27 protein-coding genes are annotated in these 26155 nt (G+C 49.2%); 15 read left to right on the top strand and 12 right to left on the bottom strand.

Translation table 11 applies throughout. From position 1 onward, the window contains the following. Positions 1–16: 16 nt before the first annotated feature. Positions 17–880: a YicC/YloC family endoribonuclease gene (locus OGX89_RS14190; protein WP_003024052.1), complete on the bottom strand. Its 864-nt coding sequence runs from the start codon at positions 878–880 to the stop codon at positions 17–19. A gap of 125 nt (positions 881–1005) precedes the next feature. Here OGX89_RS14190 and rph point away from each other — a divergent pair, with 125 nt between their 5' ends. Then, positions 1006–1722 (top strand): ribonuclease PH, encoded by a 717-nt coding sequence (gene rph, locus OGX89_RS14185; RefSeq protein ID WP_003024054.1) that lies wholly within the window; start codon positions 1006–1008, stop codon positions 1720–1722. 65 nt (positions 1723–1787) lie between these two features. Beyond that, on the top strand, positions 1788–2429 hold the full coding sequence (pyrE, locus tag OGX89_RS14180; protein ID WP_003837602.1) for an orotate phosphoribosyltransferase: 642 nt from the start codon (positions 1788–1790) through the stop codon (positions 2427–2429). A gap of 66 nt (positions 2430–2495) precedes the next feature. Here the strand turns inward: pyrE and slmA are convergent, their stop codons facing one another. The 3 genes from slmA to coaBC form a co-directional block, all read right to left on the bottom strand. After that, entirely contained in the window at positions 2496–3092 is a 597-nt protein-coding gene (slmA, locus tag OGX89_RS14175; RefSeq protein WP_003827257.1) for a nucleoid occlusion factor SlmA, read from the bottom strand. 116 nt (positions 3093–3208) lie between these two features. Then, positions 3209–3667: a dUTP diphosphatase gene (dut, locus tag OGX89_RS14170; protein WP_003827259.1), complete on the bottom strand. Its 459-nt coding sequence runs from the start codon at positions 3665–3667 to the stop codon at positions 3209–3211. After that, the gene (coaBC, locus tag OGX89_RS14165) at positions 3645–4865 is read right to left on the bottom strand and encodes a bifunctional phosphopantothenoylcysteine decarboxylase/phosphopantothenate--cysteine ligase CoaBC (RefSeq protein WP_122973903.1); all 1221 of its coding nucleotides are present in this window, start codon (positions 4863–4865) and stop codon (positions 3645–3647) included. Before coaBC ends, dut begins: the two co-directional genes overlap by 23 nt. Positions 4866–5036: 171 nt before the next feature. Between coaBC and radC the strand changes: the two genes are divergently transcribed. The 4 genes from radC to mutM all read left to right on the top strand — a co-directional run bounded on the left by radC (position 5037) and on the right by mutM (position 7311). Continuing rightward, positions 5037–5702, top strand: a complete 666-nt coding sequence (gene radC, locus OGX89_RS14160; protein ID WP_063941160.1) for a RadC family protein — start codon at positions 5037–5039, stop codon at positions 5700–5702. A gap of 276 nt (positions 5703–5978) precedes the next feature. Beyond that, positions 5979–6215 carry a 50S ribosomal protein L28 gene (gene rpmB, locus OGX89_RS14155; RefSeq protein WP_003024071.1) on the top strand — a complete coding sequence of 79 codons (237 nt, stop codon included), beginning with the start codon at positions 5979–5981 and terminating at the stop codon, positions 6213–6215. 20 nt (positions 6216–6235) lie between these two features. Then, entirely contained in the window at positions 6236–6403 is a 168-nt protein-coding gene (gene rpmG / locus OGX89_RS14150) for a 50S ribosomal protein L33 (protein ID WP_003024094.1), read from the top strand. A 98-nt stretch (positions 6404–6501) separates the two neighbouring features. Next, on the top strand, positions 6502–7311 hold the full coding sequence (gene mutM, locus OGX89_RS14145) for a bifunctional DNA-formamidopyrimidine glycosylase/DNA-(apurinic or apyrimidinic site) lyase (protein WP_003827288.1): 810 nt from the start codon (positions 6502–6504) through the stop codon (positions 7309–7311). Between the two features lie 38 nt (positions 7312–7349). Here mutM and coaD read toward each other — a convergent pair whose 3' ends face one another. Then, positions 7350–7829 carry a pantetheine-phosphate adenylyltransferase gene (coaD, locus tag OGX89_RS14140; protein WP_003024099.1) on the bottom strand — a complete coding sequence of 160 codons (480 nt, stop codon included), beginning with the start codon at positions 7827–7829 and terminating at the stop codon, positions 7350–7352. Positions 7830–7837: 8 nt separating this feature from the next. After that, positions 7838–9115, bottom strand: a complete 1278-nt coding sequence (waaA, locus tag OGX89_RS14135; protein ID WP_003827291.1) for a lipid IV(A) 3-deoxy-D-manno-octulosonic acid transferase — start codon at positions 9113–9115, stop codon at positions 7838–7840. A 408-nt stretch (positions 9116–9523) separates the two neighbouring features. Between waaA and rfaQ the strand changes: the two genes are divergently transcribed. The 6 genes from rfaQ to OGX89_RS14105 all read left to right on the top strand — a co-directional run bounded on the left by rfaQ (position 9524) and on the right by OGX89_RS14105 (position 16221). Further along, on the top strand, positions 9524–10591 hold the full coding sequence (rfaQ, locus tag OGX89_RS14130) for a lipopolysaccharide core heptosyltransferase RfaQ (protein WP_074170599.1): 1068 nt from the start codon (positions 9524–9526) through the stop codon (positions 10589–10591). Further along, positions 10588–11712, top strand: coding sequence for a glycosyltransferase family 4 protein (locus tag OGX89_RS14125; protein WP_126956502.1), 1125 nt, complete (start codon positions 10588–10590; stop codon positions 11710–11712). The genes rfaQ and OGX89_RS14125 overlap by 4 nt, the downstream gene beginning before the upstream one ends. After that, positions 11705–12505, top strand: coding sequence for a lipopolysaccharide core heptose(I) kinase RfaP (gene rfaP / locus OGX89_RS14120; protein WP_126956500.1), 801 nt, complete (start codon positions 11705–11707; stop codon positions 12503–12505). The genes OGX89_RS14125 and rfaP overlap by 8 nt, the downstream gene beginning before the upstream one ends. A gap of 121 nt (positions 12506–12626) precedes the next feature. After that, complete coding sequence (locus OGX89_RS14115; RefSeq protein WP_126956498.1) at positions 12627–14012, top strand: O-antigen ligase family protein; 1386 nt, start codon at positions 12627–12629, stop codon at positions 14010–14012. Continuing rightward, positions 14009–15046, top strand: coding sequence for a glycosyltransferase family 9 protein (locus OGX89_RS14110; protein ID WP_003827303.1), 1038 nt, complete (start codon positions 14009–14011; stop codon positions 15044–15046). The genes OGX89_RS14115 and OGX89_RS14110 overlap by 4 nt, the downstream gene beginning before the upstream one ends. Positions 15047–15117: 71 nt before the next feature. After that, positions 15118–16221 (top strand): glycosyltransferase family 9 protein, encoded by a 1104-nt coding sequence (locus OGX89_RS14105; RefSeq protein WP_003827305.1) that lies wholly within the window; start codon positions 15118–15120, stop codon positions 16219–16221. Between the two features lie 63 nt (positions 16222–16284). Here OGX89_RS14105 and rfaC read toward each other — a convergent pair whose 3' ends face one another. From rfaC to rfaD, 3 genes are read right to left on the bottom strand one after another with little or no spacing between them, the layout of a single operon-like run. Then, entirely contained in the window at positions 16285–17247 is a 963-nt protein-coding gene (rfaC, locus tag OGX89_RS14100) for a lipopolysaccharide heptosyltransferase RfaC (RefSeq protein WP_126956496.1), read from the bottom strand. A gap of 3 nt (positions 17248–17250) precedes the next feature. Further along, positions 17251–18297: an ADP-heptose--LPS heptosyltransferase RfaF gene (rfaF, locus tag OGX89_RS14095; protein ID WP_003827310.1), complete on the bottom strand. Its 1047-nt coding sequence runs from the start codon at positions 18295–18297 to the stop codon at positions 17251–17253. Between the two features lie 2 nt (positions 18298–18299). Then, on the bottom strand, positions 18300–19232 hold the full coding sequence (gene rfaD, locus OGX89_RS14090) for an ADP-glyceromanno-heptose 6-epimerase (RefSeq protein WP_126956494.1): 933 nt from the start codon (positions 19230–19232) through the stop codon (positions 18300–18302). A gap of 214 nt (positions 19233–19446) precedes the next feature. Here rfaD and kbl point away from each other — a divergent pair, with 214 nt between their 5' ends. Both kbl and tdh read left to right on the top strand, forming a co-directional pair. After that, on the top strand, positions 19447–20643 hold the full coding sequence (gene kbl / locus OGX89_RS14085; protein ID WP_003827313.1) for a glycine C-acetyltransferase: 1197 nt from the start codon (positions 19447–19449) through the stop codon (positions 20641–20643). 9 nt (positions 20644–20652) lie between these two features. Continuing rightward, a complete protein-coding gene (tdh, locus tag OGX89_RS14080; RefSeq protein WP_003024132.1) occupies positions 20653–21678 on the top strand; it encodes an L-threonine 3-dehydrogenase in 1026 nt (341 codons plus the stop codon). A 52-nt stretch (positions 21679–21730) separates the two neighbouring features. On the opposite strand, the gene OGX89_RS14075 is transcribed toward tdh, so the two are convergent. After that, positions 21731–22417, bottom strand: a complete 687-nt coding sequence (locus tag OGX89_RS14075; RefSeq protein WP_126956492.1) for a lipopolysaccharide core heptose(II) kinase RfaY — start codon at positions 22415–22417, stop codon at positions 21731–21733. Between the two features lie 484 nt (positions 22418–22901). On the opposite strand from OGX89_RS14075, the gene OGX89_RS14070 reads away from it, so the two are divergent. After that, positions 22902–23936, top strand: a complete 1035-nt coding sequence (locus tag OGX89_RS14070; protein ID WP_126956490.1) for a glycosyltransferase — start codon at positions 22902–22904, stop codon at positions 23934–23936. Here OGX89_RS14070 and OGX89_RS14065 read toward each other — a convergent pair whose 3' ends face one another. Next, complete coding sequence (locus OGX89_RS14065; RefSeq protein ID WP_126956488.1) at positions 23937–24872, bottom strand: divergent polysaccharide deacetylase family protein; 936 nt, start codon at positions 24870–24872, stop codon at positions 23937–23939. A 3-nt stretch (positions 24873–24875) separates the two neighbouring features. Beyond that, complete coding sequence (gene envC, locus OGX89_RS14060; RefSeq protein WP_231504629.1) at positions 24876–26135, bottom strand: murein hydrolase activator EnvC; 1260 nt, start codon at positions 26133–26135, stop codon at positions 24876–24878. Positions 26136–26155: the final 20 nt, after the last annotated feature.

Raw genomic sequence — 26155 nt, 5'->3', positions numbered from 1 at the left:
GGTATGGTACGCAAAATTACTCGATATTCTGAATCTGCTCGCGCATTTGCTCGATCAGTACCTTCAGTTCAATCGCGGAATTCGTCACTTCGGCATTGATAGACTTGGATGCCAGAGTGTTCGACTCACGGTTGAATTCCTGCATCATGAAGTCCAGACGACGGCCAACGGCCTCTTTTTTCTTCAGAATGTTGTAGGTTTCTTTGACGTGGGCTTCCAGACGATCTAATTCTTCTGCCACATCGATACGCTGCGCCATCAGCACCAGTTCTTGCTCAAGGCGGTTATTCTCCAACTGCACCTGGGCGTCTTCCAGTTTGGCAACCAGACGCTCGCGCTGCCATTGCAGGATTTCCGGCATATGAGCACGCACTTTTGTGACTTCAGCACTGACGCCTTCCAGACGCTGCTCGATCAGCGCTTTCAGCGCCTGACCTTCGGTTTCACGCGCAACGATGAAGTCATCCAGCGTACCATCAAGCGCGGCGAGGATTTCGGCGGCAATGGCGTCCAGATCCTGCTCCTGGGCAGCCATTACGCCTGGCCAGCGCAGGATATCAACCGGGTTGATTTCACCTTCATCGCTCTGCATTTTGACCCAGTTAGCAGCGCTAACGAGCTGTTTAGCGAGTTTTTCATTCAGAATCAGCTCGCCTTGCGCGCTGGCATCAGGCTCAAAACGCAGCGTACATTCGACTTTACCGCGCGTCAGACGCGTGCGAATACGTTCGCGAACAACGGGTTCGAGACTACGGAACTGCTCCGGCAGGCGAAAATAAGTTTCCAGATAACGCTGGTTTACCGAGCGCATTTCCCAGGTGGCGCTACCCCATTCACCCTTGATTTCACGCCGGGCGTAGGCGGTCATGCTGCGGATCATAGACGTTCCTGTTTTTAAAGATGAGATGGGAGGATTATAGCCATCAGCGTCTTGTCAGGATAGGAATAACAGTCGGAAGTCCGTATAATGCGCAGCCACATTCGTTTCAAGCCGGAGATTTTATCATGCGTCCAGCAGGTCGTAGTGCCAATCAGGTGCGTCCCGTCACCCTGACCCGTAATTATACAAAACATGCTGAAGGCTCCGTGCTGGTCGAATTTGGTGATACCAAAGTGCTGTGTACCGCCTCTATTGATGAAGGCGTACCGCGTTTTCTGAAAGGTCAGGGCCAGGGCTGGATCACCGCAGAATATGGCATGCTGCCACGCGCTACGCACACCCGTAACGCCCGTGAAGCGGCAAAAGGTAAGCAGGGCGGTCGTACCATGGAAATCCAGCGTCTGATCGCCCGCGCGCTGCGCGCAGCCGTTGACCTGAAAACGCTCGGTGAATTCACAATTACGCTGGACTGCGATGTTATTCAGGCCGATGGCGGTACGCGCACCGCATCAATTACCGGCGCATGCGTTGCGTTGGCTGATGCGCTGAACAAGCTGGTGGCGAGCGGTAAGCTGAAAACTAACCCGATGAAAGGGATGGTCGCCGCGGTTTCCGTGGGCATTGTGAACGGTGAAGCACTCTGTGACCTTGAGTACGTTGAAGACTCTGCTGCTGAAACCGACATGAACGTAGTGATGACTGAGGACGGTCGCATTATAGAGGTTCAGGGCACGGCGGAAGGCGAACCGTTCAGCCATGAAGAACTTCTCACCCTACTGGCATTGGCTCGAGGGGGAATCGAATCCATTGTAGCGACGCAGAAGGCGGCGTTAGAAAATTGATTTTAAAGGCGACTGATGAGTCGCCTTTTTTTTGTCTGTAATAAAGTGAGATGAGGAGCGAATCCATGAAACCGTATCAGCGCCAGTTTATTGAGTTTGCGCTTAGCAAGCAGGTACTAAAGTTTGGCGAATTTACGCTGAAATCCGGGCGCAAAAGCCCCTATTTCTTCAACGCCGGGCTGTTTAATACCGGGCGCGACCTGGCACTGTTAGGCCGTTTTTATGCCGAAGCGCTGGTGGATTCCGGTATCGAGTTCGATTTGCTGTTTGGTCCTGCCTACAAAGGTATTCCGATTGCGACCACAACGGCCGTTGCGCTGGCGGAACACCACGATAAAGATTTGCCGTACTGCTTTAACCGTAAAGAGGCGAAGACCCACGGTGAAGGCGGGAATCTGGTCGGTAGCGCACTAGAGGGACGTGTGATGCTAGTGGATGATGTTATCACCGCAGGTACGGCGATTCGTGAGTCGATGGAAATTATCCAGGCGAATGGCGCCACTCTGGCGGGGGTACTGATTTCTCTCGATCGTCAGGAACGCGGTCGCGGCGAGATTTCCGCGATTCAGGAAGTGGAACGTGATTATGGCTGCAAGGTGATTTCTATCATTACCCTGAAAGATCTGATTGCGTATCTGGAAGAGAAACCAGAGATGGCGGAACATCTGGTGGCAGTACGGGCCTATCGCGAAGCGTACGGCGTTTAATAACTGCCGGATGGCGCTGCGCTTATCCGGCCTAAGTAACCCCGTAGGCCGGACAAGACGAAATCGCTACTGCAATTGAGCGGCAACCAACGGCCAGCGGGTGTCAAAATCATCCGTTGGGCGGTATTTAAATTCGCTACGTACAAACCGGGACAGCATACCTTCGCAGAAAGCCAGTAACTGGCTGGCCAGCAGCGTTTCATCCACGGTGTAGCCTTCACCTTCACGCATTCTTTTTTCTCGCAGAACCTGGCGCAACTGCGCTTCAATGCGCTCAAAAAGTTGGTTAATGCGACCTTGCAGACGGTCTTGCTCGAACATCAACGCGTGTCCGGTCAGAATTCGTGTCAGGCCAGGATTACGCTCACCAAACCCTAAAATCAGCAGAACGATCAGGCGCAGACGCGCGTTGGTGTCCTTTTCATCTTTCAAAATCAGATTGATACGCGTAATCAAACTATCTTCGATAAACTCAATCAGGCTATCGAACATACGGGTCTTGCTGGGGAAATGGCGATACAATGCCGCTTCGGATACGCCAACTGAGGCTGCCAGCTTTGCTGTGGTGATGCGTTGGCTACCATCGCTGGACTCAAGCATCAGTGCCAGAGACTGAAGTATTTCTTCGCGACGATTCCTTTTCGCAGTTTGCTTTTCTACCATGTTACAAAATACCCCTGAAAATAAGCTCTTGCCAGGCAGGCATCCACACAGCGACCGCAAACTGATGTTTGCGGTGTGTTATTGCGTTATTACGCTATGGGATACTTTTCTGCGGGTTACTTGCGCCCGGAATGGCCGAAGCCACCTTCGCCACGATCGGTGGCTTCAAACTCTTCCACCAGATTAAATTCAGCCTGCACGACCGGTACAAATACCATTTGCGCGATACGTTCGCCCGGCTCAATAGTGAAGCTGTCCTGACCACGGTTCCAGACGGACACCATCAGTTGGCCCTGGTAGTCGGAATCAATCAAACCAACCAGATTGCCCAGCACGATACCGTGCTTATGGCCCAGCCCGGAGCGCGGGAGCATTACCGCTGCCAGAGAAGGATCGGCAATGTGGATAGCTAACCCGGTTGGCACCAGCGTTGTTGCGCCCGGCGCCAGCTCTACGGCGTCATCAAGACAAGCACGCAGGTCAAGTCCGGCAGAACCAGAAGTGGCGTACGTCGGGAGCGGAAATTGTTGCCCTACGCGCGGGTCCAGAATCTTAACGTCGATTTTTTTCATCATAACGGGTCACGATCTCGTCGAGTAATAATTGGCCCAGGAGTTCTTTACGCTCAAGCGGTAAGACTTTGTCTCCATCCTGCCAAAAAAGGTGTAATGCGTTGCTATCGCTGTTAAACCCTTGAGTTGACAGCGAAACGTCGTTCGCACAGATCACATCAAGGTTTTTGCGGATGCGTTTTTGCCGGGCATATTCTTCCACATTATTTGTTTCGGCGGCAAACCCAACGACAAAAGGACGGTTAACATCCAGTGCGGCAACACCGGCGATAATGTCCGGGTTTTTGACCATTTTTACTGTTAATTCATCACCCTGCGTCGCTTGTTTTTTTATTTTTTCGTGGGCGACAGTTTCAGCGCGATAATCAGCGACTGCAGCGCAACCGATAAAAATATGCTGTTGTTGCACTGCAGATTGCACAGCGGCTTCCATTTCCAGCGCGGTCATCACATCAACCCGCTGAACAAATGGTGGTGTGGATAACGAAACCGGACCCGATACCAGTGTGACGTTTGCCCCGCGCTTTGCGGCAGCGGCCGCGATCGCAAACCCCATCTTCCCGGAACTGTGGTTGGAAATATAACGCACGGGATCAAGTGGTTCACGCGTCGGACCTGCCGTAATCATGATGTTGAGATGTTGCAGATCGTTGACAGGTGAAAAATGTTCTGCCGCCATATCCACAATCGTTAACGGATCCAGCATGCGCCCAGGGCCGATATCACCACATGCCTGACTACCGCTGTCAGGACCCCAAATGAGTAAACCGCGTGAGGCAAGAATACCCAGATTGTGCTGGGTCGCGGCAGCGCGGTACATCTGCTGGTTCATGGCTGGCAGTACAGCAACAGGAGCAGGCGTTGCCAGACAAATCGTTGACACCAGGTCGTTGGCCATACCTGCGGCGACACGAGCAATCAGGTCTGCTGTAGCGGGTGCCAGGATGACCAAATCGGCCCATTTCCCCAGCTCAATGTGGCCCATCGCGGCTTCGGCTGCGGGGTCAAGCAGGCTGTCGGAAACGGGATAACCTGAAACCGCCTGTAAACTCAGGGGAGTAATAAATGCTTTTGCCGCTTCGGTCATCGCCACGCGGACATCAGCGCCGCGTTCCCGTAAACGACGCACCAGCTCAGGGGTCTTGTACGCAGCAATACCGCCACTGACGCCAAGTACGATTTTTTTACCGGCCAGGCTCATCATGATCTTTCCTGTTGGGTTTCACCAGAAGGCGGATATTTTATCACAATCCGCAATTTGTCGTGCTTTTGACCGTACTCCACTTTGCGAGGCGCTACGAAGAAGTGAAAACAGCACGTCGATTCACCGTCGGTGTTATGCCACTATGCGGACGCGAGAGGAGGGAGAAGCATGGAAAATACAGGAAGTATGATGCCCCGGGAAAAGCTGTTGGCGCAGGGGGCCAGTTCTCTGACCGATGTTGAGCTTTTGGCTCTTTTTTTACGTACCGGCATGCAGGGTAAAGATGTGCTTACGCTGGCGAAAGAGATGCTTCAGCATTTTGAGTCGCTGTATGGCCTGTTGTCTGCTGATTACATGGATTTTAGCTATGTTCAGGGAATCGGTATCGCGAAGTACGCACAGTTGAAGGGGATTGCGGAGCTGGCAAGACGCTACTACAAAGTGCGAGTGATAGAGGAGCGTGCTCTACTTAGTCCGGAAATGGCGCGAGAATTTCTGCAAAGCCAGCTTTCGCAAGAGGAACGCGAGATCTTTCTGGTGATCTTTATGGATTCTCAACATCGCGTGATTAAACACAGCAAACTTTTTTCCGGTACGCTTAGCCATGTCGAGGTACATCCGAGAGAAATTGTCCGGGAAGCGATAAAAATGAATGCTTCTGCGGTGATCCTTGCGCATAATCACCCTTCGGGGTGTGCAGAGCCGAGTAAAGCAGATAAACTCATCACCGAGCGTGTTGTGAAATGCTGTCAGTTCATGGATATCCGGGTGCTTGATCATCTGGTCATTGGGCGCGGAGAGTACGTTTCTTTTGCGGAACGCGGTTGGATTTAACGCACTTTACGCGATCCATCGGGATCTTTGTCTGTTCGGGACTTGAGCACATCGCTGACTCAGCGTATACTACGCCACCTTTGAGAATCTCGGGTTTGGCATTTGGGCCTGGCAATCGAGAGTTCGCAAATACGCAAAATCATTCTTGTTGCGTCCAATGACGAGGCAACATTGAAAGATTAAGTGTATTGAACTGCGATAACCGGGCTGAGAAGCCTGACGAGGCGCCAATACCCCATACGAAGCTCGAGCTAATTTGATTTTTGGAGAATAGACATGTCCCGAGTCTGCCAAGTTACTGGCAAGCGTCCGGTGACCGGTAACAACCGTTCCCACGCACTGAACGCGACTAAACGCCGTTTCCTGCCTAACCTGCACTCTCACCGTTTTTGGGTTGAGAGCGAGAAGCGTTTTGTCACCCTGCGTGTATCTGCTAAAGGTATGCGTGTTATTGATAAGAAAGGCATCGAAACAGTTCTGTCTGAACTGCGTGCCCGTGGCGAAAAGTACTAAGTACTAAGAGGAAATAAATCATGGCTAAAGGTATTCGTGAGAAAATCAAGCTGGTTTCTTCTGCTGGTACTGGTCACTTCTATACCACTACGAAGAACAAACGTACTAAGCCGGAAAAACTGGAACTGAAAAAGTTCGATCCAGTTGTTCGTCAGCACGTTTTATACAAAGAAGCGAAAATCAAATAATTTTCGTTTTGATGTAAAGAAAAACCCTGCCTCGGCGGGGTTTTTTGTTTTCTGGCCGTCCCCATATTAATGAGACCTGACATACCGCCGGAGATACTATGCCTGAATTACCTGAAGTCGAAACCAGCCGCCGTGGTATTGAGCCGCATCTGGTGGGAGCAACGATTATGCACGCGACGGTGCGTAACGGTCGTTTGCGTTGGCCAGTATCTGAGGAAATCTATCGTCTGAGTGATCAACCTGTCCTCAGCGTACAGCGGCGCGCGAAATACCTGCTGCTAGAACTGGCGGATGGCTGGATAATCATTCATCTGGGGATGTCGGGTAGCTTGCGTATCCTTCCTGAAGAGCTTCCGGCAGACAAGCACGACCACGTTGACTTAGTGATGAGCAACGGCAAAGTTCTGCGTTATACCGATCCCCGTCGCTTTGGCGCCTGGCTGTGGACTAAAGAACTGGATGGACATAATGTCCTCGCCCATCTTGGCCCTGAGCCGCTGAGCGACGATTTCAACGCCAATTATCTACAGCAGAAATGTGCAAAGAAGAAAACGGCGATTAAACCCTGGTTGATGGATAACAAGCTGGTGGTGGGTGTGGGTAATATCTACGCCAGCGAGTCGCTATTTGCGGCTGGGATTCATCCTGACCGTCTTGCGTCATCGCTGTCGAAAGATGAGTGTGAATTGCTGGTACGCGTTATCAAGGCGGTGTTGCTGCGTTCTATCGAGCAGGGCGGGACGACGCTGAAAGACTTTCTGCAAAGTGACGGTAAGCCTGGCTATTTTGCCCAGGAGCTGCAGGTCTATGGGAGAGAAGGTGAACCGTGTCGTGCATGCGGCGCACCGATTGTTGCGACAAAACACGCCCAGCGTACAACGTTCTATTGCCGTCGCTGTCAGAAATAGTGTCATTGCTGGCCGGATGCTGCATCCGGCCAGGTGCATTACTTCAGTTTACTCATTAACGCCTGATGGACGTTTTCCGGCAAAAAGTGTGTCACGTCACCCTGGTGGCGGGCAACTTCTTTCACCAGTGACGATGAGATAAAAGACCACTCTTTAGATGGCATCAGAAAAACGCTTTCCAGTTGTGGCATAAGATGGCGGTTCATATGGGCCAGCTGCATTTCATATTCAAAATCGGCTACCGCGCGCAGGCCACGGATCAGAATGTTCGCCTGATTATCACGGGCAAAGTTTGCCATCAGATCGCTGAATCCCAGCACTTCCACATTGCCAAGATGCGCCGTTGCCTGTTGTGCCAGCTCAACGCGCTCTTCCAGAGTAAACATCGGCTTTTTACTGGGGCTTGCGGCAATCGCCAGAATTACGTGATCAAACATGCTTGTAGCACGCGTCACGATATCAAGGTGGCCGTTAGTAATAGGATCAAAGGTTCCTGGATAAATCGCCCGTTTTTGCATGACTTGCCTCAATGCGTTTTGGGTGGCAGGTAAGGTTCCAGCAGTTGCAGCAGACGCTGTAGCGCGCCCTGATTTTGATACAGAACTTCAACTGCGTGACGGCCATAAAAATTACGATAATCTGCATCGGTCAGTAAGGAAGAGACCTCTTTCACCAGCGTAGTTGCGTCGGTGACGGTGATCAATCCGCTTGCCTGTTCGAGACGGGCGCAAATATCTTTAAAATTAAACGTATGTGGTCCCATCAACACCGGAATAGCATGCGCTGCCGCTTCCAGCGGGTTGTGTCCACCACGTTCAACCAGTGAACCGCCGACAAAAGCAAGGTCGGCAATGCCATACAGCAACATCAGCTCACCCATGGTATCGCCGATCACAACCTGAGTACCTGATGATGGAACTTCACCCGAAGAACGAGTGGTATAGCTTAGTCCAGCCTGGCGTACAAGGTTAATGGCATCCGGGAACCGTTCTGGATGTCTGGGAACCAGAATCAATAAAAGATTCGGGAACTGATTTAATAACGCCTGATGAGCGGCAATGATGATGCTTTCTTCACCGTCGTGGGTGCTGGTTGCAATCCATACCGGGCGGTGAGGCGCCCATTGACGACGTAATGTCACCGCTTTTGCGGCCAGTTGCGGTGTGACGGATATATCAAACTTCAGGCTGCCAGTAACGGTGACTTGATTGCTTCTGGCGCCAAGCGTAATAAAACGTGCGCCATCTTCTTCGTTTTGTGCGGCAATCAACGTAATTCGACGCAGTAGTCTGCCAACAAATTTACCTAATTTCGCATAACCAGCGGCTGAACGAGCAGAAAGCCGTGCGTTGGCAATGACCAGAGGAATGTGGCGCTTATGGAGTGCCGCGATCAGATTTGGCCACAGCTCGGTTTCCATAATTAACACCAGTTTGGGGTCAACTTTATTCAGAAAACGGTTCAGGGCATCCGGTAAATCGTAAGGCAGATAAATATGCTGAACGTCAGTGCCAAAAGCAGATTGTACCCGCTCGGAACCGGTTGGCGTCATGGTGGTGACCGTGATCGGCAAGTCGGGATAACGGTGGCGCAGAGCGCGGACTAATGGGATTGCAGCCAGCGTTTCGCCCACAGAAACCGAATGAAGCATGATGCCGCCGGGTTTTAGCGGGCGGCGATAAAAGCCGTAGCGTTCGCCCCAGCGTTTACGGTAGGCCGGAGCCTTACGTCCGCGCACCCAAAGCCGTATCCAGATCAAAGGCTGAATAAGGTAGAGCAATGTGGTGTAAAGCAACTCAAGCATGGGCGTTAGCTGGCTAATGGATGTGCTGTGGATTCTATGTATTTACCCGGTGCTTTGCTATTACTTTTGCCATTCAGGGACCAATTAGACGCTAAAGTGGTCAATCTGACGTGTGATAGACCATTAAGTTACATTCTGGCGTAACTCTTTGAAATTAAAGTCAGGGGCTAGAGAGGATAACAAAATTGGTTTTAAAGTTGACATTAATCTGCGCTAATGAATTGATTGGAAAGACGAAAAGAAAAATGTGCTTAACTTTTATTCGTATCGGATTGCCACTAAAGAAGTGGTACACTAGCGCGCAAAATTTTAGTGCGATATCAGTAATCAGGCAACTGTTGAGCTTGGGGCGGTAGCGTGCTTTTTTTTGCTTAACGGTATCGGACACTCTCAACAAAAGAGCCGCTTGTGGAAAAGTTATTCAGAAATATCCTGGTCATTAAAATGCGTTTTCATGGCGATATGCTGCTGACAACCCCCGTCATCAGTACATTAAAACGTAACTATCCTGATGCCAAAATCGATGTGCTCCTTTACGAAGACACAAAGCCGATTTTATCTGAAAATCCGGAAATTAATGCGCTATATGGAATCAGTAAGAAAAACGCCACGACAAAAAAGAAAATCGCTAATTTCATTTCATTAATAAAAAAATTACGCCAAAACCAATATGATTTAGTAATCAACTTGACCGATCAGTGGCTGGTTGCACTATTGGTCCGCTTTTTGTCCGCTGATACAAAACTTTCTCCTGATTTCCCGCACCGTCAGAAGCCTTTCTGGCAGAAGAGCTTTACGCATCTTGTGCCGATTACTGGCGACCATATCGTCGAGCGTAACCTGTCGATTCTGAATCCACTTGGGCTTAAAACACTCAAGCACGAACTGTCCATGCACTACGCTCCTTCCCATTGGAAAAATATCCATGAACAGCTAAAACAGCTCAGCGTGGGTGAGCGCTATGTGGTTATTCAGCCAACCGCACGTCAGATCTTTAAATGTTGGGATAACGAGAAATTTTGTGAGGTTATTGATGCCTTACAGGAACAAGGTTATCCGGTTGTGCTGACCTCTGGACCTGGGAAGGAAGACCAGGAATGTATCCATGATATTGCTGAGGGATGCAAATTATCTCCCGTCACCGCGCTTGCGGGTAAAACGACGTTTCCTGAATTGGCTGCTCTCATTGATCATGCGGCGTTGTTTATCGGTGTTGACTCCGCGCCTATGCATATTTCCGCAGCGGTGAAGACCCCTATCATTTGTTTGTTTGGCGCGACGGATCATATCGCATGGCGGCCATGGGCGGAAAATGTCACGTTGCTATGGGCTGGAAACTATCAGCCAGTACCGCCAAGAGAGCAGCTGGACCGCAGTTATAAATATCCGTCAGTTATCCCTGCGGAGGATGTTATTAACGCCGCCTGGCAAGTGCTCAATGGCGACGCGCCAGAAATTGAGGTGAATGCACAATGATTGTTGCCCTCTGTCTGTACAAATATTTTCCCTATGGTGGGCTACAGCGTGACTTTATGCGTATCGCTAAAACGATCGCGGCGCGCGGGCATCATGTCCGAGTCTATACACGAGCCTGGCAAGGGGAGCGCCCGGCGGAATTTGAGTGCGTTGATGTCCCGGTTACCGCACATTCCAACCATGGACGAGATAAACAGTATCAGACGTGGGTTCAGCAGCATTTAACTCAGTACCCGGCAGACCGTGTCCTGGGTTTTAATAAAATGCCGGGGCTGGATTATTACTACGCAGCGGATGTGTGTTATGCGGCGAAGGTAGCGAAAGAAAAGGGGTTCTTGTATCGCTTAACGGCGCGATACCGTCACTACGCAGCCTTTGAGCAAGCTGTGTTTAAACCAGGGATGAAGACAAAGTTGCTGATGCTGACTACAAAACAAATCCTTGATTTTAAAATGTATTACCATACGGAAGACGAGCGCTTTCAGCTTCTTCCGCCCGGCATCTATCCCGATAGAAAATACAGTAGCCAGGCCCCCGGTAGCCGTGAACGCTACCGTGAAGCCATCGGCATCACTCCGGATCACTTCTTATTGTTGCAGGTTGGTTCTGATTTTTCACGAAAAGGAGTCGGCCGCTCAATTGCCGCTGTCGCCGCACTGCCTGAGGGTATCCGTCGTCAAACCCAGCTCTTTGTTGTTGGTCAGGATAAACCTCGCGCATTCGCTGCGCAGGCAGAAAGAATGGGTGTGAAAGAGAACGTCCATTTCTTTGCTGGGCGTGATGATGTTGCACATCTGATGGCGGCTGCGGACGTGTTATTACATCCGGCGAAGCAGGAAGCTGCGGGAATTGTACTGGTTGAAGCTATCGCAGCGGGTTTGCCTGTGCTCGTGACGGAGGTCTGCGGGTACGCACCTCACGTAGCGGCGGCAGGATGCGGTGTTGTATTGAGTGAACCTTTTGAGCAACATGCGTTTGATGACGATTTGCATAAGGTCCTGGCGGATAGTTCTCTTCGTGAAAAGTGGGCGAAAAATGCGCGGCATTATGCGGATACGCAGGATCTTTATAGTTTGCCAGAACATGTAGCGGATATTATTACAGGTGAATTGCATGGTTGAGTTAAATGAACCCTTTGCCACATTGTGGAAGGGAAAAGACCCATTCATCGAGGTTAGAAAGCTTCAGGGTGAGGTCTTTCGGGAACTAGAAACCCGTCGCACACTTCGTTTTAGCGTTGCTGATAAGAGCTATTTTTTGAAGTGGCACCGAGGTACCACTTATAAAGAAGTCATTAAAAATCTACTGTCACTTCGTATGCCGGTACTGGGTGCCGACCGTGAGTGGAATGCCATACACCGTTTAGCCTCCTTAGGCGTTGATACGATGCATGGCGTTGCATTTGGCGAAACGGGTTGGAATCCGGTAAAGAAAACCTCTTTTATCATTACCGAAGATTTAACGCCAACTATTAGCCTGGAAGATTATTGTGCGAATTGGAGTGTTGAACCCCCGCATCCGCACGTAAAAAGAATGCTGATTCAACGCGTAGCCGATATGGTTCGCGCGATACATCTTGGCGGTGTTAACCATCGTGATTGTTATATTTGCCATTTCTTACTTCATCTTCCATTTGATGATAAAAATGAAGATAGTCTAAAAATTTCGGTGATCGATCTGCATCGGGCACAAATTAGAAATAAAGTGCCATTACGTTGGCGTAATAAGGATCTTACTGGACTTTATTTTTCATCCGATAATATTGGATTGACGACTCGAGATTATTATAGATTTTTAAAGGTATATTTCAACCGTAACCTGAAAGATATTATTAAGAATGAGGGTGTGTTCATTGAACAGGTTGAAGGAAAAGCCAGAGCCATTCGCGAAAGAACAATTCGAAAATCATTGTGATTTTAACTGTAAAAATATGTTGTAAATGGAATTTGTATTTCATGGAATGAATTCATACTATGTCTCTTCTTGCATTTTTTATTTATAAATATGTGTCGGGTTTTGTTTCAATAGGGTTTATATGAATTCAAATACACAAATGCAAGCCTCGTGTAAAGGTATTGCAGTTTATTTGTTGTTAATTTCATTTTGTGTTCTATGTTTTATCTGGCCTATCCAGAACTCAATTTTACCAACTAATAGAAATCTCTTTATATACTTAAGTACGGCATTAGTGCTATACTTTTACGTCCGTAAAAAATATGTATCTATTGAGCTTAGTCGACTGGCGAAATATGCTGTCGCTTTAATTCTTATTTTTCTCGTGTTTACACTGGTCAATGGGTTATTTGTTGCAATTGATGTGGGGAAAATGTTGCGCGGTTGGCAGGGACAATACCTGCGTGCGGGGCTATTATTCTTCGTTGGACTCTTTTTGTATCCAATCTGTAAGTATCATTTTAAATATATAACGGCCAATAAGGTATTGTCTTTAGTTGTTCTGTGTTCGCTAGGGGTGATATTTATTCACCTGCTGCAGAATATCTATTTTTATATCAAGACGGGAACGATACTCTGGGGTGAGACGTGGATTGTACCAACTCGCACCGAGATGAGCTTTCAGATAAACATGGTTACGGGAATTTTACTGGCAGAACTTGCCTGTCGACTGTTCCTGGGCCGTAAGTATCTTATTTTCAGCAACAAATTGATGGCTGCCTTTATTTTGCTGTGCTTCATCTGTTCAGCATTAGCGAAGACCCGCTGGGGCACTATTGGTCTGATTGGTAGTACGATTTCTATCTGCGTATTTATTGCCTTAAAAGCAATTAGCCGAAAGAACTTGCCGAAGCTCTGTCTGGCTGCACTGGTCGTTACGATAGTAGTAGGCATTATAGGCTACACTTCCTGGCATCAGGACTCCCGCTGGAAAAGCCTAAGCATGGATATGGTTGCTGGCTGGGATCTGGGTATGCACAGTCGTTGCTATAACGGTTTTGATGGCCCGTTGATGCAGGACAGCACTGGCCGCATAATGGATGACTCGAATAGTTGCCGGGCATCGTTCTTCCGTCAGGGGAGCGAACTGATCGCTGAATATCCGTTTGGTGCGGGTCCGCGAAAAGATGCATTCTTAGTGCTTCTGCAGGAAAAATATCACGACCCTATTATTCAGCAATCTAACAGCCATTACGGGTTGATTGATGTCGCGCTTCAGAACGGTGTCCTTGGGCTTATCAACTGGCTGGTATTCGTCATGTTGATGATCCTTATTGGCTGGCGTGCATTCTCTCGTGATTTAATAATTCCGGGTCTGTACTTGTCTCTTTTAACGGTGAGCTTCTTGTTCCGTAGTGGTGTAGATAACATGATGCGTGATCACTACCTTGAGCAAAACCTTGCGTTATCAGGTTTAATGCTGGGTCTGATCTTTACGAGTAATAAAATATCACGGGCTAAAAAATGAAAGTTTTAATTATTCGTAGAGATAACATTGGCGACTTGATACTGACAACGCCGCTGATCTCGACTATTGCAAAAGACATGAATTGCAAAGTTGATTTGTTGGTTAACACCTACAATCAATCGATTATCGAAAATAATCCTCATGTAGGTAAAGTTTTCTTATACAGCAAGCTGCACCACCGTTCTAAAGGCACATCTAGCCTCAAGGTATTGTTTCAGCGCCTGAAGACGATTATCGATCTGCGTCGTGCTAAATATGATGTCGCGATTATTGCCAAAGAGCATTGGGATAAACGACCTTTACAGTGGGCAAAATTAGCGGGTGCTAAAAGAATTATCGCTATTGGTAATGACTGCCCGGATATTGTCACCGATGCTATTCCTGAAACTCAGGAGCAGCTTCATCTGGTCAATTTATTGAATAGATTAACGGGACCGCTAGGCTGTACTTCTAAACCAGGTCCGCTGGAGCTGTATGTCACACCACAAGAACTGGCTGATATAAAAGCAAAGATAGAATTTCCACAGGATAATTTACCTGTTTATGGGTTGCAGATAAGTTCCCGAAGAGAAGAACAACAATGGCAAAAAGAAAAGTTTGTTGAGCTTGCTCATAAACTTGCAGCCATACAGGCGTGCCATATTATGTTATTCTGGTCTCCAGGAAAATCAGATAATAAATTACATCCCGGTGATGATGATAAGGCTGATTTTATCAGCGCGCAATGTGCCGATCTGCCGATTATTCCAGTAAGAACGAATAGCGTTCGTGAGCTGATGGCCGGTATGTCACTATGCGATCAGATTGTGACCAGCGACGGCGGTGCCTTGCATATTGCTGCTGGGGTGCGCAAACCAGTGGTGGCGCTGTTCGGCAACAAGGCTGCATGGCTATGGACGCCATGGGGTGTGCCGTACGAAATGCTGCAAGGAAAAGATTATGATGCTCGCAATATTAGCGTCGATGATGTATTTACGCGGTTTGTAAGTCTGCAGGAGCAAGTGCGTAAAAATACGGCAATGGATGAAGCATAAGTTTACTTATTGCTATAGATAAGTTGATATATTGATCTCTATCTGGCGATAGATTAAATAGGTTTTATTTAATGATTAGAGCATTGAGAAAAAAAATTCAGCTATTACTGGTTAATCTTTTTTTAATGATATACACCCGTAAGAAAGATTTTTCTTTTAGTCAGCAAGAATTTGAAAATCAGGATAAAAATCAGCTGAAGAATATCCTGATTTATTCTTCAACGGCGCTGGGTGATTTCATGATGAACTCTCCAGCAATTCATGCGCTCCGCCAGACATATCCTTCTGCGACAATCACCCTGATTTGCCACAAAAAGATGTATGACTTCCTCAAAGGGGGGAGTGACTGGGACGATCTTATCTCATGGGATAATAAACTCACTACCCTCCCGGCATTGGTTAAAGAGATCAAGAAACGTGGAACGCCAGACCTGACGGTAATTCTTCACTCACATACACCTTATGATTTCCTTAGCGCCATTATTGCTGGCACAAAGTATGTTTTTGTGGATAACGATAAGCAGGACATCCCACTCGTAAGTAAATGGGCAACCAACAGAATCAGTAAATTCGTTGGGCATACTATTCAGCGAAAGCTGGAGCTTATCATGCCGTTGCTGAATGAAAAGCCAGACAACAGTATGCACCTGCCGTTTCCTGTCGAACGTACGGTGAGCGAGGAAGATTCAAAGCTGCGTTGGATTGGTTTTCAAATGGGAGCATCATCCTTTAAGAAATGCTGGCCTGTTGAGCGATTTGTCACTTTCGCAAACCAACTTTTTGCTCATGATGATGTGCGTGTCGTCCTGATTGGTGCGCCGAATGAAGTGCCTCTGCAGGACGAATTTTTGCAAAAGCTGGATAGCCGCTTTCATGACCGCGTGAAGCCACTTATCGGTAAAACGACGCTTAAAGGGCTTATTCAGGAAGTGAAGAATATGGACCTGCTGGTAACATCTGATACAGGACCTATGCACCTTGCCGTGGCAATGCGGGTACCGACGGTGAGTATGTATGTGATCACCTCACCTTATCTTTATGGCCCCTATCAGGACCCTCAATTGCACAAGGTGGTTTACAAAGCCTATACGACGCTGGATGAAATTAAGTATCGTTCAGCGCTAGAGAAGGTGAGTTGCGAAGAGATCATGGCGCATGTAAAACCATTCCTGTAGTAAGCTTACCGATGCTCTGCATGTTCTGATAAGCGTGCAGAGCCCCCGTCCCGAGTCGGGGGGTTATACGTCGGACGGTAGGTGTGTTAGTACTTGCTGAGCGGTGAGTAACGACAGTTTTCCTTCCGGAGCAATGCACGTTAACTGATTCTTACCGTAGCCACCAATGAGCCCTGGGTCGGTGGGACCATACAGCGTAACGTTTGGGCGATTGAGCGCGGCGGTCAGATGACTAAGGCCAGTATCAACCGAAACTACAAATTCAGCACCGGCGAGGATACGCGCAATTTCCTCAAGACTCATCCTTGGCAATACATCGACATTATCAAATCCTTTCGCAATTCTTCTTGCTCTTTCCTCTTCATGCGCTGCTCCCCATGGAAGTTTAATGCGAATCCCTGTCTTCGGTATCAGCGTAATAAGGTCCCGCCAGTGTGCTTCTGTCCAATGCTTATCATCTCGCGTGGTCGCATGTAAAAATACAGCGTAGGGCTGCAAATTGGACGTTTGCTGTTTTACAAAATGCTGCGCAATCGCGTAATCACCCTGCGACTGCGGTTTAACATATCCCAAGCTTTTGGCGAACAATTCACGCGTACGTTCTACCGCGTGCTGCTGTTTGGCTATGTGATGTTTGCGATTATAAAACAGACTTGCCAGCGGTTCGCGGGCTGTGCTCCAGTCCATACCATGCTTGATGCCACGTGCCAGACGTGTCACCAACGCCGCGCTTTTAACCAAACCCTGAGCATCGATTATCGCGTCATACTGCTGTAAACGCACCGCATCACGAAACGCTTTACGCTCGGCTTTAATCGGCGCTGAAAACCAGGCTTTACGCCAGCGACGGATCGCCACTGGAATAACCCGGTCAACGGCTGAATGCCAGGAGGGGATTTGAGCGAACCCTTCTTCCACCACCCAATCAAATTGAATACCCGGAATAGCCTGCTGAGCATCGGTTAATGCGGGCAACGTATGCAGTACATCGCCCATAGACGACGTTTTAACGATCAGAACCCGCATCCGTCAGGCTTCCTCTTGTAACAACAGATCGTTGAGTTCTTCCAGTACGTGCTGGGGTGTAATGTCAATCAGGCTCTGATGATAGCCTTCTGCCGCATCGCCCTTACGCACTTTGTGATAACCCGTAATCAGGCGAATGACACGCGCCTTGTGGGAAAGCGGAGGCGTAAAATCCGGGCTGCTTGGACCATACAATGCGACCAGTGGACGGTTCAGCGCCGCGGCCACGTGCATTAATCCAGAGTCGTTGGTGACCACCGCTTTGCAGGCTGCGAGAAGGATGACGGCCTGCTCCAGCTGTGTTTCGCCCGCCAGATTACGGCACCATGCCTGCTGTTCAACGCTCAGCGTCGCCAGGATCTCATTGCCGGCTTCATGGTCTTTTGCTGAGCCAAACAGCACAATCTGATGGCCTTCATCGATCAGCTGCTTTGCCAGTTCTGCATAGTGGTAATGTGGCCAGCGTTTCGCTGGACCAAATTCCGCACCTGGGCAAAAACCGATGATGGGGCGTTCGGCTGAAAGGGAGAACTGGCTACAGGTTAGCGATTTTTCACCCTCGCTGACCTGCAACTGTGGCCATAGCAGAGGCTGCGGCAAATCTTTGGCCGTCAGCATCACGCCTTTATCATAAGCCAGAGCCACATAGCGCTCGACCATCAGTGGCCATGCTTCTTTATCCAGTACGCGCGCATCGTTTAGCAGACCGTAGCGCATCTCGCCACGCCAACCTGTACGATGGGGAATACCCGCAAAGAACGGCACCAGAGCGGATTTAAACGAGTTAGGCAGCACATAAGCGCGGTCATAGCGCTTCTCACGCAGACTGTGGCCGAGTTTACGGCGCTCGCCGATCTCCAGCGCGCCGTGCCCCAACGGCATGGCGATAGCTTCGTTGACTTCTGGCATGCGCGACAATAACGGACGGCACCATGCAGGTGCCATCACGTCGATTATCGCCTGGGGATAGCGCGCCTTGAGCGTGCGATAGAGACTTTGCGACATCATCATGTCGCCCACCCAAGACGGGCCAACCACCAAAATTTTCATACTTACGCGTCGCGGTTCAGCCAGGCCATATATTCCGTGACGCCTTCGGCGACGGATTTAAACGGCTTGTCATAGCCCGCTGCGCGCAGGTTCGTCAGATCTGCCTGGGTAAATGCCTGGTAGCGGCCTTTCAGTTTTTCCGGGAATGGAATGTACTCAATGCTGCCTTTTTTGTGGTACGCCAGTGTAGCATCGGCAACGGCCTGGAAAGATTCCGCACGACCTGTACCGAGGTTAAAGATGCCGGAAACCCCGTTTTCCAGGAACCACAGGTTTACCGCAGCTACATCGCCTACGTAAACGAAATCACGTTTGAAGTTTTCACTGCCTTCGAACAGTTTTGGTGTTTCGCCATTGTTAAGCTGGGTGTTGAGGTGGAAAGCAACGCTTGCCATGCTGCCTTTGTGGCCTTCACGCGGTCCGTAGACGTTGAAATAGCGGAAGCCAACAATCTGAGAATTGGCTTCTGGCAGGATCTGACGCACGTACTCGTCGAACAGGAATTTTGAGTAGCCGTAGACGTTCAGCGGTTTCTCATATTCACGAGACTCGATGAAATCAGAAGTGCGACCGCCGTAGGTGGCGGCAGAGGATGCGTACAGGAACGGGATTTCACGTTCCAGGCAGTAGTGCAGTAGCTCTTTGGAGTATTGATAGTTGTTATCCATCATATACTTGCCGTCCCACTCGGTGGTTGAAGAGCATGCGCCTTCGTGGAAAATCGCTTCGATATCGCCGAAATCTTCCCCGGCCATAATCTGGATCAGGAAGTCTTCCTTGTCCATGTAGTCAGCAATATTCAGATCCACCAGGTTAACAAACTTGGTGCCGTCTTTCAGGTTGTCCACCACCAGAATGTCGGTGATACCTTTATCATTCAGAGACTTAACGATGTTGCTGCCGATAAAGCCCGCGCCGCCGGTAACGATGATCATAAATGTAACCTTTGAATTATGGAGTCAGAGACAATCTCAGACACGAATACTTCTATCATATCACTACATGGCTTAGGCTTCAGCCATTCACCGATAAGCCGTGCGGGTACACGTGATTTATGCTTCATTTTGAAGAAGTGATGATGCGTCATCTCGTATCAACGTATAGCTTTGGGTAATATGTGCTGAAATTTGCCCAGTCTGGAGAATTGAAATGCGTGGGGATTTTTACAAACAGTTAACGAACGATCTCGAAACCGCACGTGCGGAAGGATTGTTTAAAGAAGAACGCATTATTACATCTGCCCAGCAGGCGGATATTACCGTGGCGGATGGAAGCCACGTTATTAACTTTTGTGCGAACAACTATCTGGGGTTGGCTAACCATCCGGAACTGATTGCAGCGGCAAAAGCGGGTATGGATTCTCACGGATTTGGTATGGCTTCGGTTCGCTTTATTTGCGGTACCCAGGACAGCCATAAGCAACTGGAGCAAAAACTGGCGGCATTCCTCGGAATGGAAGATGCCATCCTTTACTCTTCCTGCTTCGACGCCAACGGCGGTCTGTTTGAAACGCTGCTGGGCGCAGAAGACGCAATTATTTCCGATGCCCTGAACCACGCTTCTATCATTGATGGCGTGCGTCTGTGTAAAGCAAAACGTTTCCGTTACGCCAACAACGATATGGTGGAACTGGAAGCTCGCCTGAAAGAAGCGCGTGAAGCAGGCGCTCGCCATATCCTGATCGCCACTGATGGCGTGTTCTCTATGGATGGTGTGATCGCTAATCTGAAAGGCGTTTGCGATCTGGCGGATAAATACGACGCGCTGGTCATGGTTGATGATTCCCATGCCGTCGGTTTTGTCGGCGAAAATGGTCGTGGCTCCCATGAATATTGTGACGTGATGGGTCGCGTGGACATCATCACCGGTACGCTGGGTAAAGCACTCGGCGGCGCATCCGGTGGTTACACCGCAGCGCGCAAAGAAGTTGTTGAGTGGCTGCGTCAGCGTTCCCGTCCTTATTTGTTCTCCAACTCACTGGCACCGGCGATTGTTGCGGCTTCCATTAAAGTGCTGGAAATGGTTGAAGCTGGCAGCGACCTGCGCGATCGTCTGTGGGCGAATGCACGTCAGTTCCGTGAGCAAATGTCTGCCGCAGGCTTTACGTTAGCCGGTGCGGATCACGCGATCATCCCGGTCATGCTGGGTGATGCAGTAGTGGCGCAGGCGTTCGCCCGCGAGCTGCAAAAAGAGGGGATTTACGTTACCGGATTCTTCTATCCGGTGGTTCCAAAAGGCCAGGCGCGTATCCGTACCCAGATGTCTGCGGCGCATACCCCTGAGCAGATTACGCGTGCTGTTGAGGCGTTCACACGCATTGGTAAACAACTGGGCGTTATTGCCTGAGGATGTGAAATGAAAGCGTTATCCAAACTGAAAGCGGAAGAGGGCATTTGGATGACCGACGTTCCTGAACCGGAAGTCGGTCATAACGATTTGCTGATTAAAATCCGTAAAACAGCCATCTGCGGGACTGACGTTCACATTTATAACTGGGATGAATGGTCGCAAAAAACCATCCCGGTACCGATGGTCGTTGGGCATGAATATGTCGGCGAAGTTGTTGGCATCGGTCAGGAAGTTAAAGGCTTTAAAATCGGCGATCGCGTTTCAGGCGAAGGTCATATCACCTGCGGGCATTGCCGTAACTGCCGCGGTGGACGTACTCACCTGTGCCGCAATACGACCGGTGTCGGTGTAAACCGCCCTGGCTGCTTTGCGGAGTACCTGGTGATCCCGGCATTTAACGCATTTAAAATCCCGGACAATATCTCCGACGACCTGGCGTCTATCTTCGATCCGTTCGGTAATGCAGTGCACACGGCGCTGTCGTTCGATCTGGTTGGGGAAGATGTGCTGGTTTCCGGTGCGGGTCCAATCGGTATTATGGCGGCGGCGGTCGCGAAGCATGTTGGCGCACGCCACGTGGTGATCACCGACGTTAATGAGTATCGCCTTGAGCTGGCACGCAAAATGGGTATCACACGCGCGGTCAACGTGTCGAAAGAGAATCTGACCGACGTGATGGCTGAACTGGGTATGACCGAAGGGTTTGATGTGGGCCTGGAGATGTCCGGGGCGCCGCCAGCGTTTCGCGCCATGCTGGACACCATGAACCACGGTGGCCGTATTGCTATGCTGGGTATTCCGCCATCTGATATGTCCATCGACTGGACCAAAGTTATCTTTAAGGGGCTGTTTATTAAAGGTATCTACGGTCGTGAGATGTTTGAAACCTGGTACAAAATGGCTGCACTGATCCAGTCTGGACTGGATTTGTCGCCGATCATCACCCATCGATTCTCCATCGATGAATTCCAGCAGGGCTTTGACGCGATGCGTTCAGGCCAGTCAGGGAAAGTGATCCTGAGCTGGGATTAGTATTAAGCCGGTAAGAATGAATAGCCAGATATGATTAATATCTGGCTATTTTTTACTTGCCGCGAATTTTTCGTGAAAGTCGGCGAAGCTTTTCTTTCAATAAAATCAGGTTATAAACGAAGCCATGACCCTGAATATCGATATTGTATTTATTCCGGAGCGTGAGGATATCGTTCGCCTGGCATATTTTCATAATGCCTTTGCATGAAAGATCGATAACTTTAAGTTCACCAGATGGCGTTCTAATAAAATTTCCAGGGTGAATGTCATTCGATGCAAGACCTGCATTGTGAAGTTTAATAATACAGCTTTTCACCTCTTCGGCATTACTTTCGTTGATTTCGGCAAGGGGGTTGCCATCAATGTATTCATGCACGGTTGACACTTCAACACATTGACGAAAGTGACATTTTTCGGCAACGTAGTACAGATCTGCAGTACAGGCGCGTTGCTCTGGAGTTAAGCGTGCCAGTCGTTTAATCATATGTGAATAAAAGGGCCCGGAAATAAAGTTTAGCGCTTTTTTTTCAAAGCGATTGTCTATTTCACGATCGTTCTTGACAATAAACTTTTTATTTTCATATTCGACAAGATGGACGCTGCGAAAACCATTTTCAGCATTCAGTTGTTTCCCTTTTATTTCATTATTTGATATTTTTTTCATCAACAAAGGGAAATTAATTTTTTCTTTCTTGAAATAAACATTAAAGTCATTTAATTCAACCTTACTAATGTTCATTAAATTCGCCTTCGTATATTAATCTGTTGTGGATAGTTATGCTTTGTATTATACAAAATTGTATCGACGGTGGTTAGTTAATACATGCTTTTATGTAAAAGACACATAAACAACAGTGTTATGCTCTATCTAATTGAAAGTAATTGATTAATTGCTTTACGTTATGAAAATTTCATGACTTAAAGCATCAATGTAGCAAGAGTGCTTTGGTCATCATTACATTTGCACTGTTCATTTTGTGATAGAGATCAAGTTAGTATAACAAAATCCTTTGTCATACACAGGTAACAACTAAGTTGGCTATTCGTGCTGTTTTTTGTTTCTCGGACGTGTAAGTAAATAGGTTATCAATCTAGCTAATATAAATTTATAGGAATGCTGGCCTATTTCTCTGGAAATTGTACCTCTTGTTAAGCCTTAATAATATCTTAATAATTAGGTGATAGAGTAACGACAATCCCATAGATTAGATGATTACCCTACGATGCAAAGTAAATATAAATTAAGCGTTATTATCCCGTTATATAATGCCGGTAGTTACTTTCGTGACTGTATGGAGTCGTTAATTGCGCAGACCTGGAAAGATCTTGAAATCATTATTGTAAATGATGGTTCTACGGACTGCTCAGTCGATATTGCGCAATACTATGCAGAAAAATATCCCCATGTTCGGCTGCTGCATCAGGCCAACCAGGGTGTCTCTGTCGCGCGAAACCTTGGCCTGGATGTCGCTGTGGGGGATTACATCGCATTCGTTGATGCCGATGATGAAGTCTATCCGGAGATGTATGAGACATTGATGGGAATGGCCTTGCAGGACAACCTTGACGTTGTACAAAGCAACGCAGACTGGAGTTCGCGGGAAACATCCCGAGTCTGGGTATCCATTCCAACAGATCGTCTGCGTTCTACCGATATTCTCTCCGGCCCAGACTGGTTGCGTATGGGGCTTGCTTCGCGCCGCTGGACGCATGTTCTCTGGATGGGGGTATATAGAAATGACCTCATTAAAGAACACAATATAAGATTTATCCCTGGGTTACATCATCAGGATGTCATGTGGAGTACGGTGTTTATGTTTAATGCCACTCGTGCGAAATATACGGAAAAACCATTATATAAATACTACCAACACGATGGCTCAATTAGTCACATGAAGCGGCAGGGTGAAGCGAATTTAAACTATCAACGGCACTATATAAAGATCACTCGCCTGCTGGACGAACTTAATCATAGCTACGCTAACCGCATCACTATCTATCCTGAGTTTAAGCAACAAGTGATTTATGAGGGACTGCGAGTATGCCACTGCATTCGTAAAGAACCCGATCCACAGATTCGTCAGCGCATGATTGCTGAAGTATTTGTATCGGGTATGTTCAAGCGTATGGTGAGTAATATCTGCAGCGTTAAGCTGGGTTATCAGGTTCTGTTGTGGGCTATCCGTTTTAGCCAGTGGCGCGATAAATCATTGACGCCGCGCCGCCTGGCCCATTTAACGCTGGATAGTAAAGACTGATTATTGCCAGCCCTGCCACTGCAGGCGCATATACTGCACCAGCGTGCTTTGGGTGATGCTTTCGCCGAGCACGCTGAAGAAGCGGCTGGCGTACACCGGCTCTAACGGCTGTTTCGGTTTGCATAATTTCACCCCGCGGAAAGGATTACGCGGTGCATCAGGCGTACCGTTCTTCGGTGGCGTGAGGTTTGGTCTGGACGTATACACCTGTGGTTCATTGAGCAAGCTGCTTGGGCGAACCAGCGTGATGTCGGCTGGCAGGCTATACAGCATCTGCTGCAGGACGCGAACCGTAGACGGGTGAGGGTGGCCAATGGCGATTGCGGAACCGTTGCGGCGCGCAAGCTCGACGGCACGATTAAACTGACGGCGAATATCGGCTTCGTTTTGCGTGTCATCCAGGAAGACTTTGCGTTTGATGACCTTCACACCGGTACCTGACGCTGCGCGCATTGCCTGGCTGTTACCGATGGTCATGCTGTCCAGGAAGTAGAGGTCGTAGCGTTCCAGCGCCTGCATCACCTTCTGCATGCCGAAAAGACTGGAGGTCATCGCGCTGCCCATATGGTTGTTCAGACCGACCGCATTCGGTACTTTGCTTACCGCGTCGCGAATGATCCTCTCAATCTCTTCGCTGCTCATTTCAGGGCGTAACGTGTCTTTCTCTAACGGCTGCTTGCTCAGCGGTGCCATTGGCAGATGGATTAAGACTTCATGCCCGCTGTTATGCGCTTTGATTGCCATTTCACGCGCATGTGGGGCGTTAGGCAGAACGGCAACGGAGATGGTAGAAGGCATCGCCAGTACCTGGTTTTCAGTGTGTGGGCGATAGCCGAAATCATCAATGACGATGGCGAGTTTGCCAGCAAATACAGGTGTTGCGAAGGCCAGCAGACTGGCGAGAGAGAGTAGTAGACGACGAAATTGTTGTGGCAAAACTTATCTTCCCAACCACGGCTGTGGATTGACCGCCTGACCCTGGCGACGAATTTCGAAATAGAGTGCCGGCCTGCCCTGACCGCCGCTGCTACCCACAAGTGCTATAGGCTGCCCGGCGCGAACCTGCGTACCGACGCTGACCAGTGCGCTCTGGTTATAACCGTACAGGCTCATATCGCCTTTACCGTGTTCAACGACGACCACCAGGCCATAGCCCTGCAGCCAGTCCGCCAGAATGACGCGACCATCGGCAATGGCTTTAACTTCGGTGCCTTCGGATGCGCCAATAACCATCCCCTTCCAACGTAGCTCACCCTGCAGCTGTTCGCCATAACGATGTAGAGTTGGACCACGAACGGGCCAAAATGCCTGACCGCGTGGCGAACCCAAACCGCCGGTACGCGACATCAGTGATTTTTCACTTTCGGTCGGTTTATAGGTTGAGCCTTTTCGTGACGCATCCTGTTGCTTATCGCGTACTGCCTGCGCCTCGCGTGCTTCACGTTCCGCACGCGCTTTGGCTGCGGCTTCGGCGCGGGCAATGCTGTTGCGCAGACGGGATTCGTTGGCGCGCATTTCGCCCAGTTGCTGTTGACCCTGTTGAATCGATGATTCCAGACTCGAAAGCGTTTTCTGGCGTTCGTTACGTGCCTGTTCCAGCTTAGCCTGCTGAGCGCGCTGTTCGTACAGTAGCGTCTGCTGTTCGCTCTGCTTATCTTCCAGCTCGGCTTTTTGCGAGTCGACCTCTTCGCGGGTTTGTTTCAATTGCGCGATAGTTTCCTGTCGCGCCTGGTTCAGATAGCCGAAATAGGCCTGCAGGCGTTGCCCGCGCTGGCTTTCTTCACCGCTAAGAATGAGCTGAATGCCGGTGTGTTCGCCCTGGCGAAAAGCTGCGTCGAGTTGGGCTGCCAGGCTGCGTTCTTGTGCGGCCCGCTGTTTTTCCAGCTTCGCGAGTGCTGCGTTCATCTCTGCGATTTGTGCATTCAGCTGCGCCAGTGAGTTTTGCGTTTCGCGCAACTGCCTTGCGGCAACGGCGATGGCTTGTTCCTGAGCTTTAAGCTGAGCGAGGAGGGTGGCGCGTTGTTGTTGCTGTTGACGTACCGCGCGTTCTTTTGCCGCGATATCGGCCTGAATAGATTTGAGCTGGTCGCGTTCGTCCGCGTGGGCGGAAAAGGCGCACAGCAATACGCCAGCGCTAAGCGCGCTGGCGTAGAACAAGGGCCTGACTGAAAACTTACGCGGTTTCACGGCCCGAGTGATGGTATTAATCGCCTTTCCCC

It is taken from the genome of Citrobacter sp. Cpo103, from assembly GCF_030332605.1.
GTDB classification, from domain to species: domain Bacteria; phylum Pseudomonadota; class Gammaproteobacteria; order Enterobacterales; family Enterobacteriaceae; genus Citrobacter; species Citrobacter portucalensis.
This window is presented reverse-complemented; position numbering and strand designations above follow the sequence as displayed.

Coding starts and splice junctions, on each gene's coding strand:
- OGX89_RS14190 (WP_003024052.1), bottom strand. CDS start 880: ATGATCCGCAGCATGACCGCCTACGCCCGGCGTGAAATCAAGGGTGAA.
- rph (WP_003024054.1), top strand. CDS start 1,006: ATGCGTCCAGCAGGTCGTAGTGCCAATCAGGTGCGTCCCGTCACCCTG.
- pyrE (WP_003837602.1), top strand. CDS start 1,788: ATGAAACCGTATCAGCGCCAGTTTATTGAGTTTGCGCTTAGCAAGCAG.
- slmA (WP_003827257.1), bottom strand. CDS start 3,092: ATGGTAGAAAAGCAAACTGCGAAAAGGAATCGTCGCGAAGAAATACTT.
- dut (WP_003827259.1), bottom strand. CDS start 3,667: ATGATGAAAAAAATCGACGTTAAGATTCTGGACCCGCGCGTAGGGCAA.
- coaBC (WP_122973903.1), bottom strand. CDS start 4,865: ATGAGCCTGGCCGGTAAAAAAATCGTACTTGGCGTCAGTGGCGGTATT.
- radC (WP_063941160.1), top strand. CDS start 5,037: ATGGAAAATACAGGAAGTATGATGCCCCGGGAAAAGCTGTTGGCGCAG.
- rpmB (WP_003024071.1), top strand. CDS start 5,979: ATGTCCCGAGTCTGCCAAGTTACTGGCAAGCGTCCGGTGACCGGTAAC.
- rpmG (WP_003024094.1), top strand. CDS start 6,236: ATGGCTAAAGGTATTCGTGAGAAAATCAAGCTGGTTTCTTCTGCTGGT.
- mutM (WP_003827288.1), top strand. CDS start 6,502: ATGCCTGAATTACCTGAAGTCGAAACCAGCCGCCGTGGTATTGAGCCG.
- coaD (WP_003024099.1), bottom strand. CDS start 7,829: ATGCAAAAACGGGCGATTTATCCAGGAACCTTTGATCCTATTACTAAC.
- waaA (WP_003827291.1), bottom strand. CDS start 9,115: ATGCTTGAGTTGCTTTACACCACATTGCTCTACCTTATTCAGCCTTTG.
- OGX89_RS14125 (WP_126956502.1), top strand. CDS start 10,588: ATGATTGTTGCCCTCTGTCTGTACAAATATTTTCCCTATGGTGGGCTA.
- rfaP (WP_126956500.1), top strand. CDS start 11,705: ATGGTTGAGTTAAATGAACCCTTTGCCACATTGTGGAAGGGAAAAGAC.
- OGX89_RS14115 (WP_126956498.1), top strand. CDS start 12,627: ATGAATTCAAATACACAAATGCAAGCCTCGTGTAAAGGTATTGCAGTT.
- OGX89_RS14110 (WP_003827303.1), top strand. CDS start 14,009: ATGAAAGTTTTAATTATTCGTAGAGATAACATTGGCGACTTGATACTG.
- OGX89_RS14105 (WP_003827305.1), top strand. CDS start 15,118: ATGATTAGAGCATTGAGAAAAAAAATTCAGCTATTACTGGTTAATCTT.
- rfaC (WP_126956496.1), bottom strand. CDS start 17,247: ATGCGGGTTCTGATCGTTAAAACGTCGTCTATGGGCGATGTACTGCAT.
- rfaF (WP_003827310.1), bottom strand. CDS start 18,297: ATGAAAATTTTGGTGGTTGGCCCGTCTTGGGTGGGCGACATGATGATG.
- rfaD (WP_126956494.1), bottom strand. CDS start 19,232: ATGATCATCGTTACCGGCGGCGCGGGCTTTATCGGCAGCAACATCGTT.
- kbl (WP_003827313.1), top strand. CDS start 19,447: ATGCGTGGGGATTTTTACAAACAGTTAACGAACGATCTCGAAACCGCA.
- tdh (WP_003024132.1), top strand. CDS start 20,653: ATGAAAGCGTTATCCAAACTGAAAGCGGAAGAGGGCATTTGGATGACC.
- OGX89_RS14075 (WP_126956492.1), bottom strand. CDS start 22,417: ATGAACATTAGTAAGGTTGAATTAAATGACTTTAATGTTTATTTCAAG.
- OGX89_RS14070 (WP_126956490.1), top strand. CDS start 22,902: ATGCAAAGTAAATATAAATTAAGCGTTATTATCCCGTTATATAATGCC.